General features: G+C 42.6%; 23 protein-coding genes. 14 read left to right on the top strand and 9 right to left on the bottom strand.

The window, feature by feature from the left end; genetic code table 11:
• Window positions 1-151: 151 nt before the first annotated feature.
• Window positions 152-688: a DUF3267 domain-containing protein gene (locus JI667_RS10390; protein WP_206852788.1), complete on the bottom strand. Its 537-nt coding sequence runs from the start codon at window positions 686-688 to the stop codon at window positions 152-154.
• Between the two features lie 185 nt (window positions 689-873).
• Between JI667_RS10390 and JI667_RS10385 the strand changes: the two genes are divergently transcribed.
• Window positions 874-1203 (top strand): DUF1878 family protein, encoded by a 330-nt coding sequence (locus JI667_RS10385; RefSeq protein ID WP_206852787.1) that lies wholly within the window; start codon window positions 874-876, stop codon window positions 1201-1203.
• Window position 1204: 1 nt separating this feature from the next.
• Here the strand turns inward: JI667_RS10385 and JI667_RS10380 are convergent, their stop codons facing one another.
• Both JI667_RS10380 and JI667_RS10375 read right to left on the bottom strand, forming a co-directional pair.
• A complete protein-coding gene (locus tag JI667_RS10380) occupies window positions 1205-1780 on the bottom strand; it encodes an HTH-type transcriptional regulator Hpr (RefSeq protein ID WP_206852786.1) in 576 nt (191 codons plus the stop codon).
• A 372-nt stretch (window positions 1781-2152) separates the two neighbouring features.
• Entirely contained in the window at window positions 2153-2524 is a 372-nt protein-coding gene (locus tag JI667_RS10375; RefSeq protein WP_206852785.1) for a YtxH domain-containing protein, read from the bottom strand.
• Window positions 2525-2691: 167 nt separating this feature from the next.
• Here JI667_RS10375 and JI667_RS10370 point away from each other — a divergent pair, with 167 nt between their 5' ends.
• Entirely contained in the window at window positions 2692-2886 is a 195-nt protein-coding gene (locus JI667_RS10370) for a hypothetical protein (protein ID WP_206852784.1), read from the top strand.
• Between the two features lie 61 nt (window positions 2887-2947).
• Here the strand turns inward: JI667_RS10370 and JI667_RS10365 are convergent, their stop codons facing one another.
• Both JI667_RS10365 and JI667_RS10360 read right to left on the bottom strand, forming a co-directional pair.
• The gene (locus JI667_RS10365) at window positions 2948-3484 is read right to left on the bottom strand and encodes a tryptophan transporter (protein WP_206852783.1); all 537 of its coding nucleotides are present in this window, start codon (window positions 3482-3484) and stop codon (window positions 2948-2950) included.
• A gap of 170 nt (window positions 3485-3654) precedes the next feature.
• The gene (locus JI667_RS10360) at window positions 3655-4077 is read right to left on the bottom strand and encodes an HIT family protein (protein WP_206852773.1); all 423 of its coding nucleotides are present in this window, start codon (window positions 4075-4077) and stop codon (window positions 3655-3657) included.
• A 1309-nt stretch (window positions 4078-5386) separates the two neighbouring features.
• On the opposite strand from JI667_RS10360, the gene JI667_RS10355 reads away from it, so the two are divergent.
• The 4 genes from JI667_RS10355 (at window position 5387) to JI667_RS10340 (ending at window position 8665) form a co-directional block, all read left to right on the top strand.
• On the top strand, window positions 5387-6130 hold the full coding sequence (locus tag JI667_RS10355) for an ABC transporter ATP-binding protein (protein WP_206852771.1): 744 nt from the start codon (window positions 5387-5389) through the stop codon (window positions 6128-6130).
• A complete protein-coding gene (locus JI667_RS10350; protein ID WP_244668284.1) occupies window positions 6120-7349 on the top strand; it encodes an ABC transporter permease in 1230 nt (409 codons plus the stop codon). Before JI667_RS10355 ends, JI667_RS10350 begins: the two co-directional genes overlap by 11 nt.
• 67 nt (window positions 7350-7416) lie before the next feature.
• A complete protein-coding gene (locus JI667_RS10345; protein WP_206852770.1) occupies window positions 7417-8121 on the top strand; it encodes an EcsC family protein in 705 nt (234 codons plus the stop codon).
• A 136-nt stretch (window positions 8122-8257) separates the two neighbouring features.
• Complete coding sequence (locus tag JI667_RS10340) at window positions 8258-8665, top strand: DoxX family protein (protein ID WP_206852767.1); 408 nt, start codon at window positions 8258-8260, stop codon at window positions 8663-8665.
• A 41-nt stretch (window positions 8666-8706) separates the two neighbouring features.
• Here the strand turns inward: JI667_RS10340 and JI667_RS10335 are convergent, their stop codons facing one another.
• Window positions 8707-9909 (bottom strand): M20 family metallopeptidase, encoded by a 1203-nt coding sequence (locus JI667_RS10335; protein ID WP_280515485.1) that lies wholly within the window; start codon window positions 9907-9909, stop codon window positions 8707-8709.
• A gap of 99 nt (window positions 9910-10008) precedes the next feature.
• Between JI667_RS10335 and JI667_RS10330 the strand changes: the two genes are divergently transcribed.
• A complete protein-coding gene (locus JI667_RS10330) occupies window positions 10009-10602 on the top strand; it encodes a phosphatase PAP2 family protein (RefSeq protein ID WP_206852766.1) in 594 nt (197 codons plus the stop codon).
• A gap of 39 nt (window positions 10603-10641) precedes the next feature.
• On the opposite strand, the gene JI667_RS10325 is transcribed toward JI667_RS10330, so the two are convergent.
• The gene (locus JI667_RS10325) at window positions 10642-12039 is read right to left on the bottom strand and encodes a hypothetical protein (protein ID WP_206852765.1); all 1398 of its coding nucleotides are present in this window, start codon (window positions 12037-12039) and stop codon (window positions 10642-10644) included.
• Window positions 12040-12284: 245 nt separating this feature from the next.
• Between JI667_RS10325 and liaF the strand changes: the two genes are divergently transcribed.
• From liaF to JI667_RS10310, 3 genes are read left to right on the top strand one after another with little or no spacing between them, the layout of a single operon-like run.
• Complete coding sequence (gene liaF, locus JI667_RS10320) at window positions 12285-13097, top strand: cell wall-active antibiotics response protein LiaF (RefSeq protein WP_206852764.1); 813 nt, start codon at window positions 12285-12287, stop codon at window positions 13095-13097.
• A gap of 32 nt (window positions 13098-13129) precedes the next feature.
• Window positions 13130-14158, top strand: a complete 1029-nt coding sequence (locus tag JI667_RS10315) for a histidine kinase (protein ID WP_244668283.1) — start codon at window positions 13130-13132, stop codon at window positions 14156-14158.
• A gap of 19 nt (window positions 14159-14177) precedes the next feature.
• Window positions 14178-14831 carry a response regulator transcription factor gene (locus tag JI667_RS10310; protein ID WP_280515484.1) on the top strand — a complete coding sequence of 218 codons (654 nt, stop codon included), beginning with the start codon at window positions 14178-14180 and terminating at the stop codon, window positions 14829-14831.
• A 106-nt stretch (window positions 14832-14937) separates the two neighbouring features.
• Here JI667_RS10310 and JI667_RS10305 read toward each other — a convergent pair whose 3' ends face one another.
• Together JI667_RS10305 and JI667_RS10300 are read right to left on the bottom strand one after the other, a co-directional pair.
• Window positions 14938-15513, bottom strand: a complete 576-nt coding sequence (locus tag JI667_RS10305; protein WP_206852763.1) for a cysteine hydrolase family protein — start codon at window positions 15511-15513, stop codon at window positions 14938-14940.
• A 799-nt stretch (window positions 15514-16312) separates the two neighbouring features.
• On the bottom strand, window positions 16313-16819 hold the full coding sequence (locus JI667_RS10300) for an antibiotic biosynthesis monooxygenase family protein (protein ID WP_206852762.1): 507 nt from the start codon (window positions 16817-16819) through the stop codon (window positions 16313-16315).
• A gap of 208 nt (window positions 16820-17027) precedes the next feature.
• Between JI667_RS10300 and JI667_RS10295 the strand changes: the two genes are divergently transcribed.
• The 4 genes from JI667_RS10295 (at window position 17028) to hemY (ending at window position 20939) form a co-directional block, all read left to right on the top strand.
• Window positions 17028-17171 carry a hypothetical protein gene (locus JI667_RS10295; protein ID WP_206852761.1) on the top strand — a complete coding sequence of 48 codons (144 nt, stop codon included), beginning with the start codon at window positions 17028-17030 and terminating at the stop codon, window positions 17169-17171.
• A 200-nt stretch (window positions 17172-17371) separates the two neighbouring features.
• On the top strand, window positions 17372-18403 hold the full coding sequence (gene hemE, locus JI667_RS10290; protein WP_206852760.1) for a uroporphyrinogen decarboxylase: 1032 nt from the start codon (window positions 17372-17374) through the stop codon (window positions 18401-18403).
• 90 nt (window positions 18404-18493) lie between these two features.
• Entirely contained in the window at window positions 18494-19426 is a 933-nt protein-coding gene (hemH, locus tag JI667_RS10285) for a ferrochelatase (RefSeq protein WP_206852757.1), read from the top strand.
• A 115-nt stretch (window positions 19427-19541) separates the two neighbouring features.
• The gene (gene hemY, locus JI667_RS10280; RefSeq protein ID WP_206853055.1) at window positions 19542-20939 is read left to right on the top strand and encodes a protoporphyrinogen oxidase; all 1398 of its coding nucleotides are present in this window, start codon (window positions 19542-19544) and stop codon (window positions 20937-20939) included.
• The last annotated feature ends 27 nt before the right edge of the window (window positions 20940-20966 follow it).

Raw genomic sequence — 20966 nt, 5'->3', positions numbered from 1 at the left:
TTCCCTAAATGGTAGCAAGAGTGTTGCCTGGTTCATGTAAATGAAGCTTTTTTCGCATAAACAAGGAACCGGACAAATGTGTATGCGTCTTAAAAAATGAGAAGGATGACTTCTTCCATCGAGAGCGTCCCTCAATGGCCATCCATCATCCTTACTGATAAATCAATATTTCATATCCGTCTTCATTTTCTTCAATCAATGCATTCTTTGGTGAGTTCATCAGCTGCCTTACATAAATAAAGTCAATGGCACAGATGCCTGAATGAAAGGCAAGCAGCATCGTAAAGTAATGCGAGTAATGTGGAAAATGAAAGCACCCATATAATAATATACTGTTTAAGACAAAGAACGGGGCTACCAGGGCGACCAGGTAACGGTATTTTGATATCGGCTGATCTACTCTTAACGACAGAATCGGCAAGAAATACATTTTACGGTTGCATTTGCACTTTATTTTCTTCACAAAGGGAAGAATAGGCACGATGTGAAAAAATTTATGCAATGGATAGATGCTCATCAATCCAAGAAAGAACCCAAGGAAATGATTATCATAGAATGAACTCGGAAATAGTAAATTGATAGGTACGTATATTAATGAGAATACCATCATCATGATGATGGAAGAAAGTAAAAAGACTCGGTAAAATCCAAATTGTTTTTCCAAATTGATTGTTTTCCAGCAATGCATAAAAAAATCGCCTCCATTAGACGAATAGTGGTTAATTAAGTGCTTTACATACTTTATTACGATTGCAGGAAAAAATCAATACATTTTGGAAGGTTTTTTTCTTATTTTTTTGGGGGGTATTTAGGGAGACAGGTATGTTATAGTTTTGTACAATGAGAGTATGAGAATTTTAGCGGGTGATGAATATGGACGAACTAATGAAACGAATAGAGAAACTCGAGTATCATCAAAGGTTGATGGCTGAAATGATGCCCGAACATGGATACCCTTTTCACCGGTTAATTATCCGTAGTGGATTGTCGGAGAAGGAAGTGGGGGAGTTCTTTATTAATTGTGATAGATTGAGCATGAAGCTTAAAAAACAAAAAGCGGAAGGATTCGTCTACAATACTCCGCTTTTTAATGAATTTGAAGAAGGGCTTCATGCAGAGCTCGATGTGCATGAAGTTGTCCATAGCTGCCTTGTTCAAAACATTTACCCAACTTTAATGAAACAATTGCAGAAGAGCTTATAATTTAAGCCAGTTCTTCCTCATCTTCAAATAGTTCACCGAGCTTTCCATTATCATCAGAAAAATCATTTTCTATATTGTGAAAGGATTTTTCGAATATTTCCATAAAGTCATTTCCGTAAATATTTCGGACGACGGTCATCATTTCAATCATCTCAGGAAACTTTCCGTATAACTCCCGTAGTGGTGACACACCCTGGAAGATGGAGTGACTTTCAGGCTGATAGTTCTTCATTGAATCGAGAAGAACTTTTTCTCCTTTATCTGTCAGTTGAATATACGTATTCCGCTTATCATTCTCCCGCTTCGAGAACTCCAGAAGTTCCCGTTCTTCTAATTTCTTTGAGAAGTTAAAAGCTGTTGAAACATGCATAACACCGAATTTGGCCACATCTGAGATGGAAGCCCCCTTTAAATGATACGCAATCCAGAGAATATGATGTTCGTTGATATTCAGGTCATATGGCTTGATCCACTGCTGCCAGTCCTTTTCAATGGCTTTCCATAAAGCTTTACTAAGCTGGGCCATTCTTTGACTGAAGAGCATAGCCTCTTTCAAAGTAAATTCTCTTTCCTTCATCTCATTCACCCACTTTGCTTGAAAATCTTTTTTTAATATAAGCTGTTCTGAATTTGTTCCGTGGTAAGCAGTTGTAAAGGATTCACTAAACCAACGATTATCAAAAAAGAAAGCGCTTATATTTTATTATGCCAATAAAGTAATAATTAATAAAGGCTAAATTGACAAAATTTTTCGAAGTATATAATTTCTGGTGGGTGTATCCACTGGAAATCAGAAAAAGAAAGAGGATGTAATGCTGTAAGGACGGGATTTTTAGAGGGAATCACTATATTGAAAGAAATCATGGAAGAAATAAAATTTAATGATGATAAAAGCGAATCCCCGCAAGTCTTTCATCCAAAATGGACTAAGACTAAGCGGGGAATCAGGTTATTGATTGGCAGTATTGGTTGAGTTGATGGACTTTTCTAGCTCTTCTATGGTTCTCTGGATACTTTGTATTTCTTCCTGAAGGCGCTGGTTATTGGGTTCAGTTGAAGCCTGCCACTGCTTGAAGGATGCTTGAAGGTCTTTGGAAAGCTGAAGGACGGTTTCTTTTCCTTCCTGGGACAGTGTCCCGATGGATTCCTTCAATTCACTGATATGGACTTTCATTTCCTCGATGACGCCCGTCCAATCGTCTTTCTTGTCTTTGATTTGTGCACGGATCTCTTTTCCGGATGAAGGAGATGTAAGAAGAGAAGCGACTCCTCCGACTACCCCGCCGATCAATAATCCGTAAGCCAAGGATTTTTTGTTCATTATGTTTTCACCTCGTTCTTTTATTTCTATAATACTATATTTCTACAATCAGTATGTATTCTCCTTTTCCCTTTTGAGGCAGATTGAAACAAGTCGGTTCATAACCTTCCAATGGACAGCATAAAAATAAAGGTAAGGAGTGGTGGAGAGGGGGAGGTTCTAAAAGAATGGACGGAATAATCTTTGGTTTCTTTGCTCTCAGTGTCGTTTTATTCTTAAGCATGGTGTATAACTTCGTCAGTATTCAAAGACCTGGTATGTATCCTCCTAAGAATATATTGAAAAGGCGCGCTACCATTATGGGCTCCGGTGGTTTGATCACCTTTCTCATAGGAATCCTGTTCTGGTTTGCGGCAGGTTAATAGAAAAAAGCCCCCGGTCAGTGTCGATGCACAATGCCGGAGGGCTTTTCTATTTCAATGATCAGGATAGTTGTTCGGTTGTGACAGCTTCCTGAATGGATGAACGCTTTAAGATACCGTTGATGATCGGATACACTACGAACATCGCTCCGGCGTTCACAAGTGTTGCCGGAAGTACGACAGCTGCAAAGAGAGCGAAGAAAGCTCCAGGCAGACCAACGATGACATATGCAGAAAGTAAAAACACGCTTCCTGATACGAGCGTACCGATAGCGGTTAAAACAGAAGCGCCTACTAATGAACGGGTAATTTTCTTTGTAGCTAGGAATAATCCGTAAAAGACGAATGCGGTGACCGGCTTGTCAATCAGGTTTGGTAAGAATCCTCCAGGAAACTGTGTCGTCAGTCCCGAAATGACTCCTGTTAATAAGCCTAATAGCAATACGTTTTTCTTTGCCGGGAACAGGATAATGCCTAAGAACATCATCGTCAGCATCATGTCCGGTTTCATTCCTAAGAAAATTCCGGGGATCACTGTGTGCAGAACCGCTCCGATCCCTACTAATAATGATAGGGATACAAGTGTTTTTGTATTCATTTCTCATCTCTCCTCAACTAAGCTGTACTTTGTATTCTGCTTCTCCCAATGTGCACTGTTGCCATTAGCGAAAAGATAGGTACATTATAACATATAGTGGATTGGTGTCAAAGATTTAATTTTCTGAAAAACCCAATCTCCTTTACATGCAAGGGGACGGGTCGACGATCCTACGATAGGTGCTGAGCGATAGAATCTGCCATCTCTTTCAAATCTTCTTGACTATAATCATCATTGTGGGTTTTCCAGACGGCCCCGAATCCATCACCATTGCCATAGCGTGGAATGAAGTGCATGTGGAAATGGAAGACGGATTGTCCCGCTTCTTCACCTGCATTGCTTAACAGGTTCATTCCCACCGGATTGAATTCAGCCTTGATGCTGTTTGCGATCTTCGGTGCAACAGTGAAGAGGTGACTCGCGATATCCGGTGTGAGCTCATATACATTTTCTTTATGTACTTTAGGAATAAGGAGAGTATGACCTTTCGTCACCTGGCTGATGTCAAGAAAAGCAAGGACGTGATCATCTTCGTAGACTTTCATGGCCGGGATTTCTCCATTGATGATTTTACAAAAAATACAATCACTCATAATCATTTCCACCTTTCAGTAATGGTGTATGTATTTTATCATTAATAGGACAATAAATGAAGAAGAGACAGGAACGGATTTCCTGCCTCTCTTCTTAGAAGGGGTAATACTGTAAAGGTTTATATGTCAGGCTTCATTCTCTTTGATAAACACCTCATTCGTTAGTAGCTTCGAAAAGTGTACCATTCCGGGTTAGAATGAAAATTGTTCAATGCGACCATCCCCTTATCTTTTCGCTATTTAAGCAATTAAGACAATAGAATCTGTATGCCGTCTTGGACAAACACCTCATTTGCTATAAGGATGATATGTGTAAATCGCTGGTAACATGAATGACTTTGTGCAAACTGACCATCCCCTTATCTAATAAGCTAAGGTAAGCTACTAAAGTAAGTTGATTCAGTCAAAATGTGCTTTAACAAACACCTCATTTATCAATTTTTTGATCAAATGAATTTGGTGAGTGTGTCATTCACTATAGAAGACGACGAATCCTTCAAGTCGCAAACAATAGTGAAATCGGTTAGCTGGTCTTTAACAACCATCCCCTTTTTCTTATTGCTGGCCCCTTCTGATATTATGTTGTGCAGAAGGCTGGATGGTTATGAGTTCTAAAATATGGAAAGTTGTTTTCAGGCTCTGTCATCTAGTAAGTGCTGGATGGTGAGGGGAACTGCTCCGCTTTCCGCGGACGAACGGCCGAGCCTCCTCAGCTTCGCTTCCGGGGTCTCCGCACGCCCGTTTTTCCGAGGGAGTCTACGCAGTTCCCCACACCATCCAAACAGGTTGGTGTGACACAGCTAATTAGTGCAAATATCAATTGAAAGAACAGAATCTTTATTACAGAAACAATATCGACCGTTTATAAAAAGGGGAATTAAGGATGATAAAATGTATAGATATTTATATTAGTCATTTTAAGAAACCTATGCTTCGAAAGTTGATTGGAACGGAAGGTGCTCGACTCCCTGCAAGAATAGCGGGAAAGTACGAAAAGCGCAGGCGGCTTGACCAGCCCCGACAAGCATAAGATGAATGGGCTAAGAAGGCGTTTTTTTGCCTTCTTGGACCATTTAGCTTATGACCTCGAGGGGCTAGCCGGCGGAGCTAGGCAGTTGAGACCCCACAGGGCAAAGCCCGAGGAGGCTCAACTCACGCCCCGCGGAAAGCGAGCACCTGAAGTGGAAATCATCCAGCACTTTCCTTATAAACAACAAAGTTTACGAAAACAACTTTTTCAAATATGCCTACACCCAGAAATTTTGGTAAAATAGATATAATACGTTGAAGAGAAAGGACGTTGCTGCTCGTGTCATTATTAGAAATCAAGAATCTTGTCGGCGGTTATACAAGAAAGCCGGTATTAAAGGATATCTCCTTTTCCATACAATCGAATGAAATTGTCGGGTTGATCGGATTGAATGGAGCGGGGAAGAGTACGACGATCAAACATATCATCGGACTGATGGAGGCAAAGCAAGGTGAGGTCTCCATCAATGGACATACTTTGAAACGGGATGCCGATCAATACCGCAAGCAATTCTCATACATACCCGAAACACCGATTTTATATGATGAATTAACGCTTGAGGAACACTTGAAGCTTGCGGCCATGGCATATGGGCTTTCAGAGTCCGAATATAAGGGAAGAATAGATAAACTCTTGAAGGCGTTTCGAATGGAGAAGAAAATGAGCTGGTTTCCTGCCCATTTTTCAAAAGGTATGAAACAAAAGGTGATGATCATGTGCGCTTTTCTTATCGAGCCTAGCCTCTACATCATTGACGAACCGTTTGTAGGATTGGATCCACTGGGGATACAGTCTTTGCTTGATTGGATGCAGGAAATGAAACAGAACGGTGCAGGCATCCTGATGTCGACCCATATACTCGCTACGGCAGAAAGATATTGCGATTCGTTCATCATCCTTCATGAAGGGGGAATCCGGGCAAAAGGCACGCTTCATGAGCTTCAGAAGGAGTTCTCCATGCCTGATGCAACATTAGATGATATTTATATCCAGCTGACAAAGGAAGAATCCCATGATGAATAATGTGGAAAGTATTTGGAAGAAGCGGGTTGTAGAGTATAACCAGGAGCTTCAGAAGTATTTGAAATACATGTTCAATGACCATTTGTTATTCGTCCTGATCTTTGCATTGGGTGGGGCGGCATTTACATATAATCAATGGGTGAAGACACTTGATCCGACTTTTCCCGCACCATTGATCATGGCTCTCGTACTTGGTCTCTTATTGGCCTGGAGTCCCGTATACACATTTCTACGGGAAGCGGATGCTGTGTTTCTTTTACCTTTGGAAGAACGATTAACAAGCTACTTTAAGAAATGCATCTGGATCAGCTTCATGTTTCAATCCTATATACAACTCCTTGTTTTGGCAGCTCTCATGCCTATGTATGTAGCGGTTTCCGGCAGTAGCTTCTCAAGCTTCTTTCCGTTACTTGCCCTAATCCTGGCTATTAAGGTATGGAACCTATATATTCGCTGGTTCATGTTGAAATTTCAAGAAAAGGAAGCCCATTGGACGGATAGTCTGGTCCGCTTTTTGTTAAGCGGTGCACTCGTTTTCCTTGTTTTATCCGGAGCTGTCCCATGGATGACCATCGTTGTGGCCCTATTAATGGTTGTATATGCCCTTTATTTTTATCAATCGACGAAGGAGAAAAACCTTAAATGGGATTTATTGATCAATCTTGAAGAACAGCGAATGCTGATCTTTTATCGGATTGCCAATATGTTTACGGATGTGCCGAAACTGAAAGGGAAGGTCCACAGAAGAAAGTGGCTTGATTGGCTTGTGAAGGCTCCTTTTTCACAAGCTTCAACGTATCGCTACTTATATCTTCGGGCGCTAGTGAGAACAAGTGAATACTCAGGTCTCTATATTCGGTTGACCCTTATCGGAGCATTGCTGATTTACTCCAATGCATCATTCATATTCAGTATTATTACGGCCCTGGTGTTTCTATATTTGACGGCATTTCAGATGATCCCTTTGTTCAAACGGTTTGATTATAAGATATGGGTGCTCATTTACCCTGTATCAAGGGAATTGAAAAAATCTTCCTTCCAGAAAATCATGAGTCAGTCGATGATGATCCAGGCCATTGTATTTTCCCTGCCACTCTTTATTAGAGGGGCATGGCTTCCGGGGATGATCACGTTGCTTGCAGGTCTGACATTTTCCATTTTCTTCAGCCAGTTCTACGTAGTGCAGCGGTTAAAGAAAATGGAGGAAACCCTGTTTTAGTGAAACGGCACCAGTAAGTTGAACGTATAATAAGTGAAGGCAAATAAAAAAGGATGGTGGTTCTAAAGTGAACCATGAAAGAGAAGAACTCGAGTCCTGGAAACGTAGATTCACAAAGAAATCGTCCGTTTTTCAAAGGGTTTCAAAGCAGGCGCAAACGAAAGTGAATCAATGGATACCCGAAAAAGCACATGAAGTGGTGACCGAAAGCATCAGGAAAATGGTGCAGGTAACGTTAAAAGGGAGCGAATGGATTTCCCTCTACACGATTTCGTGTATGCCCAGTCTCAAGGAACGGGAAGCTGTGATGAAAGAGCGAATGGAATTTTACCGGAAGGCTGCAATGATTGAAGGGGCAGGTACAGGTGCCGGCGGGATTTTTCTTGGGTTGGCTGACTTTCCTTTGCTTTTATCCATTAAGATGAAGTTTTTAAGCGAATGCTCACTGATTCATGGATATGATCCAAAACAATATGAGGAACGCTTATTTCTGCTTTATGTCTTTCAACTTGCATTTTCCAGTGATTCTCACAAAAGGGAAGTTCTTCGCATCATTGAAAACTGGGAGGAAGAAAAAGAAAAGCTGAAGGAACTTGATTGGAAAACCTTTCAGCAGGAATACCGGGATTACATCGATTTTGTGAAAATGCTTCAACTCATCCCGGGCGTCGGAGCAGTTGTGGGAGCTTATGCGAATTATCAGCTTCTTGATCAACTTGGTGAGGTGGCAAAATTCGCCTATCGGATTCGATTTTTTAATGAATTAGAATAGTATCGGAAAGAGGGTCGGCCTTCATGGTCGCTCTTTTTTTGTGAAGGTTCATACCGATTGCATATGCGTTTTTTTATTTTCGGCATGACTTCGTGTATAGTGAAAAAGTAGAATTACATTGTGAGGTGAGTAATAGATGAATAAAAGGAAGAGAGCATTGAAGATCGCTGGACTCATTTTATTTTCCATCTTTTTCTTTATAGCAGGCGTATTTCATTTTATCGAAGCCAGAGGATTTGCGGAAATAATCCCAGCGTTCATCCCTTTAAGAGAAGAGCTCGTTTACATTACGGGGATCATTGAATTTATCCTGGCTGTATTACTATTAATTCCTAAAACCCGTGAAAAAACCGGAATTGTCACAGCAATATACCTAGTCCTTGTCTTTCCTGCAAATATATACGCGGCGATTAAAGGTATTCCTGCACCTGGACAGGAAGAAGCGAATCAACTGTTGCTTTGGATCAGATTATTGTTCCAGCCGCTCTTCATCTGGTGGGTATTGGTAGTTAGTAAAATGGAACAGAACCATCGTTTTTATTAAGAAAGGAACGGGCGCAATGATGTGCCCCGTTCCTTTTTTCCTTATTTCTGAACCGTTTCTGCTGGGGCATGTTTCTCTTGATAGAGAAGTGTAGCACTAGCAAGTGACTTTGCAGCAATCAATAGCGCTTTTTCATTGATATCGAATTTAGGATGGTGATGAGGGAAAGCAATATCCACATGATCCGGCCTGGCTCCTGTAAAGAAGAAGGCTCCTTTCACATGTTCCAGGTAAAAGGCGAAATCTTCACCGCCCATTTGCATCTCGATTTCTTCCACCGTATGGACTTCATTTACGGAATCGGAACTTTGGATGAACAGTTCCGTCTCCCCGGAATGATTGACAACTGCCGGGTACCCCCGGTCATACACATACTCATATTCACAGCGGCCTGATATGCACGCTCCCTTCAGGATCTGCCCGATTTCTTCTTCAATAAAGTCCCTTACTTCAGGATTGAAGGTGCGGACGGTCCCGATTAACTTCGCTGAATCAGCTATAACGTTGAACGCATTATCAGCCATAAAGGAACCGATGGTCACAACGGCGGGATCGATCGGATTCACCCTTCTGCTGACGATCTGCTGGAGCTCTGAAACGATTTGAGAACCGATCACGATGGAATCCTTCGTTTTATGAGGCTGAGCCCCGTGTCCCCCTGATCCCTTAATCACAATTTCAAAACGGTCGGCGGCAGCCATGATCGGACCTGACCGGTACAGTACCTTTCCAAGCGGTTCTGTAGACCATAAATGGGTTCCGAAAATGACATCCACTCCTTCAAGGCAGCCCGCCTCAATCATAGGCTTTGCCCCGCCCGGCGCATATTCTTCCGCGTGCTGATGAATGAGAACCACTGTCCCAGGGAGGGTGTCACGCATTTCATAAAGGGATTTCCCTAATACCAGCAGTGTCGCGGTATGTCCGTCATGACCACAGGCATGCATGACACCGGGTACGGTAGAGCGATATTCTACATCCTTCTCATCCTGTATGGGAAGGGCGTCAAAGTCTGCACGCAGAGCTACGATCTTGCCAGGAAGAGCCCCTTCAATCCGGGCTACGACACCGTTTCCGCCGACTTGTTCCTTAACGGGGATACCAATCCCTTTGTAGTAGTCTGCAATATATTTGGCCGTGTTTGTTTCCTGAAAGGATAATTCAGGATGCTGATGAAGATATCTTCTGATTTTAACCATTTCTATCCAACATTCTTCTAATTTTTGATATAATTCATTCAGCAAGTGCAGAACCTCCTAATGTTTAGTGAATATTACGAATATTATAACACTAATTTTGTAGTGAGAAGTGATTAATCATATAGAAATAAAAAGGGGGATTTGATGAAGAAAATACATTACATAACAGCTATTATCTCGTTTGTATTGTTTATGACCATCGCTCATTTCGTTTATCACGAAATGGACATAATCGGAGAAGAGTATTTACTGACGAATATGAACAATCTACATTTTCTGAAACAGTTTTCAGTGATTGGAACTGAAGTGATGATAGGAATTGGATCCATTGCAATCATTTTATATCTTTGGTGGGTCAAGAAAGACTTTGTCGGAATCATCACCGTTGTGGTATTGGTAGCGGGAAGTAACGTACTGAATAAACTGATCAAAGGATTGATGGAGCGCGAACGGCCTCCACTATCTCATGGAGAAGAGGGATTCAGCTTTCCGAGCGGTCATGCCATGGTTGGACTTGTTTTTCTGCTGGTCATCGCTTATTTCATCAGTAAAGAGCTTTCTTCAGCGGGAATGAAGATCACGCTCTTCACCATTGCCGTGATCCTTTCTCTGTTGGCAGGCTTCAGCCGAGTAGTGGAACAGGCCCACTATCCGTCGGATGTTGCCGCCGGTTTCCTGCTTGGATACTCCCTTTTTGTACTATGTATCTTCCTATACGAGAAGAGACCAGGAAAGTAGGAGTGACGGACCTTTACATCCAAGGTCCGTCACTACGTGCTATATTAAAAACATGGCCACGATTGTAGTGGCAATTAAACCAATGACAACGGGAAGCAGGTTTCGTCTGGCGAGTTCGAATGGGTCGACTCCGCAGATAGCGGCTGCAGGTATGAGTGCCCATGGGACAAGGGTTCCACCACCGACCCAGATAGCTGCCACCTGACCGAGGGCAGTGAGAGTGGCAATACCGGACCCGATGCTTTCTGCGAATAGATTGGCTACGGAACCAGCAAGGGATATTCCAGAGAATCCTGATCCATCAAGTCCTGTTATAGCACCGACTGCCGTAAGGGTAATGGCCCCCACTGCTTTTGAGAGAGGAACAGCGGCAGCAAGGGATGCCCCGAGATCATTGACGATCCCGTGTGACGTGGATGGAAGGAAATCGCCAATAATTGTCTGGAATCCCGAATCCCCTAAATAGAAGAAAGCAGCGATCGGGATCACTGGACCGAATACTTTGAAGCCGAATTGAAATCCGTCTATCATGAAGCTGGTGGTTTTCTCCAGTCCTTTTCCTTTGTACGCAGCCAATGAAATCAAGAGGAGAATGACGATAGACGTTCCGCCGATGAGGGCAGTTGCATCCCCGCCTTGAAGATCAAAGAGGACCATGGCTGTAATATCAAGGGCGAACAAAACCGGAATAAGAATCGCAATGGCTTTTTTCCATCCTGTTGATAACAGGTCAAGTGCAGAATCCTGCCCTTGTTCCATTGTCGTCAGGGAGCTGGAATCGACCGTTAGTATCCCTCTTTTCATATCCCGTTTAAGGAAAATGAATGCCGTAACAGTGGTGACCACTCCCATGACGATAATAAGGGGAATACTTGCGGAGATAACCTCAGAAACAGGAATACCTGCAGCATCTGCAGTCAGCTTAGGTGCAGCCTGTATGACAAAGTCCCCTGAAAGGGCGATTCCGTGACCGAATAAGTTCATCGCCATGGCAATCCCGAGTGCAGGTAATCCTACCCTCAAGGCGACCGGTACCAACACAGCCCCTAAGAGAGCGACAGCCGGAGATGGCCAGAAGAACCAGGAGATGAACATCATGACAAGTCCAATCGTCCAATAGGCGAGGGCGGGGGTGCGAATGAACTTAGTGAATGGACGTATCATCATATCGTTTATCCCTGTTGATGTCAGTCCTTTACTCATGGCAACGATGATGGAAATGACGAGAATAGTAGAAAGCAATTCAGTGATGGCAAAAATGAAACTATTAAATATGCTGCTGATCGATCCACTTAACGAACCTGTTGCCACTAAGGCAATACTGAAAATCCCCAGAATACATACGATCGTAGTGTCTTTACGGAAAACCATAAAAAGTATGATCAATCCTATGAAAATCAAATAAATCCAATGAAGAGCTGTCAGATCAATCCCCATCAGAAAAAAACCTCCTCTAAATATCCTTCCTCAAACCTTAGGCATTTGCCCTGATCTGTACTATAGAATATGAAAAGGGAGGGAAGGTGTGATTCAGTAAAAAAACATTTTTCGGTCTGTGGACTGAGATGAAATCATGCCCGTGCTCCTCAAAGGACCGAGGAAATGATTTTATAATGGAAGGAATAACAGGAATAAGAAAGGACAATAGCGAATCTAACAAGTGACATGAAGGTGGTGCTCGTATGAGGTATAAAGGAAGAAAACAATGGTTTTTCTCATTTATGTTGATGGTGATAGGGTTGTTCTTATTACTATTGAATATAGGTGTCATTTCCTTGGAAATAACGCAGATATTTGTCAATATTATTCCTATTTTGTTAATACTCATGGGTTTGAAGTGGTCAGTGGACAGCTTTTTGAAAAAAAGCTTCGGTAAACTATTATTCGGGTTGTTTAGTCTGGTGCTGGGGGCATTAATCATCCTGAACGGCTATGATTTGGTCCATTTCGATTATGAAAATTGGTGGAAACTTTGGCCGGTTTTTATCATCGCCATCGCCATTCACAGGGTAGTAAGGAATAAACCGATCAAAGTGAGTATAAGCAGTGATTATCCCTTTGATGAAATCCCGGAAATAGACGATGAACATCAACCTTTGGGAGAGAAGATCCTACAGAAGAAAAATAAAATCAACAGAGGATTTATCGTCGGTGACATACGGTTTTCCGAACCGAACTGGCCCCTGGAAAATATGAGACTTTACAACGCCATAGGAGATTACTATTTCGATTTCAGTAAGGCTTTCATCCCGGATGGGGAGACACCAATTGCCATCAAAGGGTGGATAGGTGATGTAAAGATGATCATACCGGAAAATGTACCGGTGGAAATCACCCTGAAGGTCCAGGTAGGGGATGTAAAGTTGTTTGATCAGAAGTCTGCCGATATACGTTCTGAATTGTATTACCGTTCACCGGAATATGAAGAGGCAAGTAAAAAAATAAAGCTGTCTGTGGATGTGAAAATCGGTTCAATCCGGATTACCCGTATCTAAACATATTGAATTCGGAATAAGGAGGGAAGAGCTTGGAAAAATCCTCAAATATTCGAAATTGGATCTTCAAAAGTTTTTTAATGATGTCCGTCATGGCCATTCTGCTGTGCTTTATATCACTGCAAATCTATCTGTACTTTGCAGAGGAACCGGGTATATCCCTCGAACTATCGATTTATATGACCATATGGATGGGAATCATTCTACTGCTGTTAAGCATTTATTTCGGGTTCCGTACAGGTTATACGTTCAAAGGCAGGGTCGATGATATATCTACCTTCGTCACGCTACTCCGAAGTGGGAAATTCTCCGCAAGGGTGGATCGGTTTGAACATGATGAGCTTGGGATTTTATCGGATGAGTTGAACCAGCTGGCCGTATTCATTCAGGAACAGGTGAAATCACTTCAGAGGCTTGCCGATGAAAAATCAGAACTTGCTGATCAGGCTCATCAGGCTGCCGTCATGGAAGAACGTCAAAGGCTTGCAAGGGATCTGCATGATTCCGTCAGTCAGCAATTATTTGCGTTAAATATGCTTTCTTCCGCGGCCAAAAAAAGTATCGGGAAAGATTCTGAAAAGGCGGCGATCATCGTGAAGCAAGTAGCTGACATTGCAGGGAAAGCACAAGGTGAGATGAGGGCACTTCTTCTTCATCTGCGTCCCATTGATTTAAGAGGTGAAAGCCTTGCTGAAGCGTTATCCATCTTAATAAAGGAATTGAAGGAAAAAACGCAGATCGAAATCGACGCCACCCTCGAGGGTATAGAAGACCTGTCGAAAGGGACAGAAACGCATATGTTCAGGATTATCCAGGAGAGCCTTTCAAATATCCTTCGTCACTCTGAGGCGACAAAGGTGAGGATTGCTACGGAGAAAAAGGGAGGATATATTACATTGTACATAAGTGACAACGGGAAAGGGTTTGATTTGAAAGAAAGCAAGATGACTTCCTACGGTCTTCAGACGATGAGAGAACGGGCTGAGGAAATAGGAGGATTATTTCAGATTCGATCTAAAGAAAAAGAGGGAACGTATATCGATCTGCGGATTCCGGTTTGATTTAAAGGGGGGAGAGCAATTGGATAAGATAGGAGTTATGATTGTAGATGATCACGAGATGGTGCGCTTGGGTATGAAAACCTATTTGTTGACTGAAGAACGAATTGATTTTCTAGGGGAAGCGAAGAGTGGAAATGAAGCTGCCCAGCTTGCTAAGCTTTATATGCCTGATGTAGTACTAATGGATTTATTGATGGAGAATGGGAATGGAATTGAAGCTACAAAGAAGATTCTATCCTTTCATCCATCCTGCAAGATTATTATCCTGACAAGCTATTATGATGATGAAAAAGTGTTTCCCGCCATTGAAGCGGGTGCCCATAGTTATTTATTGAAAACTGCGAGTGCGGAAGAAGTAACGGCAGCGGTTTATAAAGCGGTGAAAGGTGAATCCGTTATTGCGTCAAAAGTAGCCGATAAAATGATGAATCGTTTTCGTCCTCAGGAAAAGATGCCTCATGAAGATCTAACCTCAAGGGAAATGGATGTTCTAAAATGCTTGGGGGAAGGGATGACGAATCAGGAAATTTCTCAGGAATTATTTATCGGGATCAAGACCGTCAAGACCCATGTAAGTAATATTTTGAGCAAGCTTGGAGTAGCAGATCGAACCCAGGCAGCCATTTATGCAAATCGAAACGGTATATTGTATAAGTCGGAAACGAAAGAGTAGGCAGTATTGGTTGATGAATCATTACGTAATGCAGAAGGGGCTTAGTCAAGGGAAATGATATCATTCCCCTTGACTAAGCCCCTTCTTTCAAGAACAGATTCGAAAATTAAAAAATAACCGGCTTGCTCAATTTCAATCGCGATGAAAGCAGGGATTCAGTGGAAGAGATGGTGGCAAATTCATGGTGAAGATTTGCCAGGGTCAAGCCGTGAACGATTTCAGCGGAAAATAGGGAACCGTCAAACGAGTATGTTTCAAAGCATGCAGTGGCATTATAAGGAACTGTGACACCATACCCAAGGTCATTAGCCATTCGAACGGTACTGGATATACCGTGATTGGTGGTGAACCCCATCACAACAAGAGATCCAAACTTTTCACGCTTTAAATATAAATCCAGATCTGTATCGATAAAAGCGCTGGTGAAATGCTTGATAATATGTTTTTCATTCCTGGAAGGATGGAAATTTTCTATAAAATCGAACCCTGCTGAACTTGAATGCCATGGTGATTCCATATCGAAAGAAGAATGCTGCACGTGGACAACTGGCCAGCCTTTTTCTCTCCAACCTTGAAGCAATTGATATGCGTTTCTTTCCATATCCGGATTGTTTCGTTTTCCTAATGAAGAGTCTCTAAAAGCTTTTTGAAAGTCAAGCAAAAGCAGACATGTTTGATTCATTGGAACTTCCCTCCTTTCATTACAGGATGTCTGTGACCAATACGATAAAGTATACTGTTAATTATTTGTAATTATGTATGTACACCTTCACTGCAATTGTAAAGATTGAAAAAGGCTGTTTTCGCAAAAATTGTTGCTATTCGCATACAAACTAAGATTTACAATGCTCTGTCTTTTAAGTTGTGGTGCAGGAGGGTGAAGGGAACAGTCCCGCTTTCCACGGACGTTCGGCCGATCCTCCTCAGCAAAAACCGCTTCCGGGGTCTCAGCAAGCCCGTTTTCCGTAGGAGTCTACGCAGTTCCCTTCACCCTCTAACGTAGTAAGTAGGTGACTAGCAAAATGGTTTGTGACCATCAGTTTAAAAAGAGTATTGGAATATTAAATAAAATCAGTCACTGCAACGAATGAAAAAGCAGTGGCATACGCAATCTCCACTTTTTCTTTGTGATAGTCAAACTTTTCGTCAGTTGATTCTCGCTGCAGGTGCTCGACTCCTGCGGGAAACGCTGGACAGTACGAAAAGCGGAGGCGGCTTGATTAGCCCCGACAAGCATAAGATGAATGGGCTAAGAAGGCGTTCTTTTGCCTTCTTGGACCATTTAGCTTATGACCTCGAGGGGCTAGCCGCCGTAGCTGGACAGGTGAGACCCCGCAGCTGAGGAGGCTCACCGCCAGCCCCGCGGAAAGCGAGCACCTGTAGCGGAAATCAACCACAACTCGCTACATCCAAAAGCAACAATATTTACGAAAACAGCCTTGAAAAATGAAAAAGCTGCCCGATAACAGGCAGCTTTCTCTTCAGGATTGACCGGAAACGTAATATTTACTTACATAGGAAGCACGAGGAAAGATGTCCTTTTGATTATCAATTCCTTCTTCTGTACCGCGCTTAGCATGTGCATTCTCGTATTGCTTGGATTCCTGCCACCCAAGGAAACTTCTTTCATCATCCCACAGGGTCATGATTATATATGTATCACTGTCTAAAGGGCGAAGAACACGAATCGCTGTAAAGCCTTCTGCTTCTTCAATTAATCCTGCACGGTTTTTAAAGCGATATTCAAAAAGCGGTCTGCCTTCGTCTGATACAGGAATATTGTTAAATACAACATACCCTTTGCTTTCCAATGCGCCGGATTGATCGACAATCTCATAGCTTCGAGGAGATTCAAATACGCTTTCTCCGCTTGTTTCATGTAAAAGCAGTGCATCTTCCCCCTGCATCAACATCATTGTTTCATCAGGATGCTGATCCATTATTTTTTGAAGAAAATCATGTGTACCCGTTGTCATATATAATTTCATCCAAATCACCTCAATAAATTAGTCACTTCTATTATACTCTTCCCTTTTCTGTATCTCATGTAACATCATTCATGGATATTTTTTCTTCCTTCCTCGAAAATCGGCAAATTTATGACATTTTCCCATGATAGCTATACAATTCTCCCTAAAACGTCTATAGTTTAAAAGGGTTACAATTCGGACGGTCAATCTAATAAGATATTTTCGTATGGGTTTGTCCATTATTGAAATGTATTTTTACGTTGAAAAGCTTAAACACCGAAAGTCGATTGAAGTGGAAGGGTGCTCGACTCCTGCAGGAATAGCGGGACAGTTCGATCCCGAGGGGCTAGATGCCGCAGCTGGATCTTGAGACCCCGCACGCGACCGGGGAGGCTCACCGCCCGCCCCGCGGAAAGCGAGCACCTCTCGCTATACTCAACTATCACTCGCTTCTTCTGTAGCTACAATATTTACGAAAACAGCCTATTAGAATAAGACAATTTTAGAATCAACTCATATTAGTTTACAATGGGAATAATGAGTTACATAGAAAGGTGGACGAACAAAGGTATGAAACTGATGAATGATACTTTTTTACGAGCGGCAAGGGGAGAAAACACGGACTATACTCCGGTTTGGTATATGAGACAAGCGGGACGTTCACAACCTGAATACCGTAAAATCAAGGAGAAATATTCTCTGTTCGAAATTACGCATCAACCTGAACTTTGTGCATATGTCACAAGACTGCCCGTCGAGCAATATGACGTCGATGCAGCAATTCTTTATAAGGATATCATGTCACCCCTTCCTTCAATTGGGGTGGATGTAGAAATCAAATCAGGTATCGGACCTGTCATAGACAACCCGATTCGAACAACAGCAGATGTTGAAAAACTGGGAGAAATCAATCCTGAACAGGATGTTCCTTATGTATTGGACACGATTAAATTACTCACTCAAGAACAGTTATCCGTTCCGTTAATCGGTTTTGCCGGTGCGCCTTTTACTATGGCAAGCTATATGATTGAAGGCGGCCCTTCCAAGAATTATAATAAAACAAAAGCATTCATGTATGCAGAACCTCAAGCTTGGTTTGCTTTAATGCATAAGCTGGCGGCCATGACCGTTACGTACGCGAAAGCTCAAATCAATGCGGGGGCATCTGCTTTCCAAATATTTGATTCTTGGGTCGGTGCGTTGAATGTGCAGGATTATCGCACGTTCATCAAGCCAGTCATGGAAAGAATTTTTAATGAATTGAAGGTAGAGAACGTACCTTTGATTATGTTTGGGGTAGGCGCGAGTCACTTGGCAAATGAATGGCACGATCTTCCGATTGATGTTGTCGGTCTGGATTGGAGATTGCCTGTTGCAGAAGCAAGAGACAGAGGCATCTCTAAAACGGTTATGGGGAACCTTGATCCTGCCATACTGCTGGCTCCGTGGAACGTGATTGAAGAAAAAGCCAAAGAAATCCTGGATCAGGGCATGGATTTTCCAAGTCATATCTTTAACTTGGGGCATGGGGTATTCCCGCAAGTTAATCCTGATACATTAAAGCGCTTGGCAGCCTTCGTACATGAATATAGTGCCAGGTAGAGCACATTCAGGAGTGCCCGTACATGGATTCTATCAGAAGAACATGGCACAATAATGGAATGTATGATACTGATAATGAGGTGAATTGGGATGTCAAAGAAAAAAATGGGCCTTTTGGTGATGGCTTATGGAACGCCATATAAAGAAGAAGATCTGGAACGCTACTATACACATATCCGCCACGGAAGAGCCCCTTCAAATGAACTACTGGAAGACTTACGTGGGCGCTACGCAGCAATCGGGGGAATATCACCACTGGCGAAAATCACGCTCGATCAAGGGAAGAGCCTGGAAGAACATCTGAACACGGTTCAAGATGACATCGAATTTAAAATGTACTTAGGATTAAAGCATATCGAGCCTTTCGTAGAAGACGCCGTGGAACAAATGCATAAAGACGGTATTGATGAAGCCGTCTCCATCGTACTCGCCCCACATTTCTCAACATTCAGCGTTAAATCCTACAATGGACGCGCGAAAGAAACCGCTGAAAAATTGGGTGGTCCGAACATTACTTCTGTTGAAAGCTGGTACGATGAGCCAAAATTCATTCAATATTGGGTTGATCGTGTAAAAGAAACCTATGCGGGAATGGCTGATGAGGAGCGCAATAAAGCAGTCCTGATCGTTTCTGCTCATAGCTTGCCTGAACGCATCCTGCAATCAGGTGATCCTTATCCGATGCAATTAGAGGAAACAGCAAAAATGATTGCAGAGGGAGCAGGTGTGACTGAATACGCAGTTGGCTGGCAAAGTGAAGGAAATACTCCGGATCCATGGATCGGACCAGACGTGCAGGATCTAACAAGGGACCTTCATAAGGAGAAAGGGTATACGACCTTTGTATACACTCCTGTAGGATTCGTTGCTGATCATCTTGAAGTTCTTTATGACAATGATTATGAATGTAAAGTCGTGACAGATGAAATCGGTGCTTCCTATTATCGTCCTGAAATGCCAAATGCCAAACCGGAATTCATTGATGCCATGGCAGAAGTCGTGTTGAAACATCTTACTAAATAATTTTCGTTTTTTTGCTACACAGGAAGGACTGAAGCAATTGAGTGCACGCTCACAGCTTTAGTCCTTCTCTATTAGTGGGATTAAAGATCATTTGTTAAAGAAGGCGATGAACGTGTTGGAACAACAAACCAAAAAGGTCGTAGTCATAGGTGGGGGAATCACCGGATTAACCACGGCTTATTATTTGCAACAGGAAATTAAAGAAAGAAATCTTCCTATTGAAGTGAAGCTTGTTGAAGCCACTCATCGACTGGGGGGGAAGGTCCAGACCCTCAAGAAGGACGGCTATGTTATAGAAAAGGGACCGGACTCTTGTTTATCAAGTAAACCGGAAGTCTCACGCCTGGCGGAAAAACTAGGAATAGAGAATACCCTGGTTCGAAATCGCAAGGGCACGTCCTATGTAATAGCCGGTGGTGAACTGTATCCCATACCAGGTGGATCAATCGTAGGAATTCCAACTCAAATCGCCCCTTTCATCACAACAAGTTTATTTTCACTATCAGGAAAAATGAGGGCTGCGGCTGATTTCATTCTTCCCCGTTCACAAGAAAGTGAAGATCAGTCCCTGGGAAGATTCTTCAGAAGGAGAATGGGAGATGAGGTTGTCGACCATTTAATTGAACCTCTCTTAACAGGTATTTTCGCAGGGGATATCGATCAATTGAGCTTAATGTCCACATTCCCGCAACTATATGAACTAGAACAGAAACATCGCAGCTTAATCGCCGGAATTAAAAAAAGCGGACAAGGTTCAACTTCCAATGAAGAAGGGAACTTTTTAACCTTTACTGGAGGGCTCGAATCCCTCATTGATGCCATGGAGGAAGGGTTGGAACCGAATACAGTATTCAAAAGCATGAAAGTAACCAGTATAGACAAAGAAGTCCAAAATGATTATACGATAACCTTTACAAACGGGGAGCAGATGGAAGCAGACAGCGTTATCGTCACCACCCCGCATCATGTATTACAAACCATGTTTTCATCCTATCCATTCTTATCTTTCTTAAAAAGCATGCCGGCTACATCTGTTGCTACAGTTGCAATGGGCTTCTCTCAAGAGGCCATTAAAAAAGATATCGCCGGTACAGAATTTCTCGTCTCAAGAAATAGCGATTACTCTTTGACTGCAGGGACGTGGACGCATAAAAAGTGGCCGCATACGGCTCCGGATGGGAAAGCATTATTGCGTGGCTACCTGGGTAAATCCGGTGACGAAACCATCGTGGATTTATCTGATGATCACATCGAGCAGATCGTGATGGATGATTTGAGTAAGATAATGGATATTGAGGGGCAACCGGATTTCACGATCGTCTCCAGATACAAAAACTCCATGCCGCAATATACGGTTGGCCACCGGGAGCGGATTCGGGAAATGATTGATGAAGCAGAAGAGAGTCTCCCGGGGGTATTTATCGCCGGAAGTTCTTATGACGGGTTAAGCATCCCCGATTGTATCGGTCAGGGGGAAAAGACCGTATGTAAAGTGCTGGATTATTTAAAATGAATGAGACCACCGGGGAACTGGTGGTCT

This window comes from Bacillus sp. NTK074B, from assembly GCF_017303375.1.
Classification (GTDB): domain Bacteria; phylum Bacillota; class Bacilli; order Bacillales; family Bacillaceae_B; genus Rossellomorea.
This window is presented reverse-complemented; position numbering and strand designations above follow the sequence as displayed.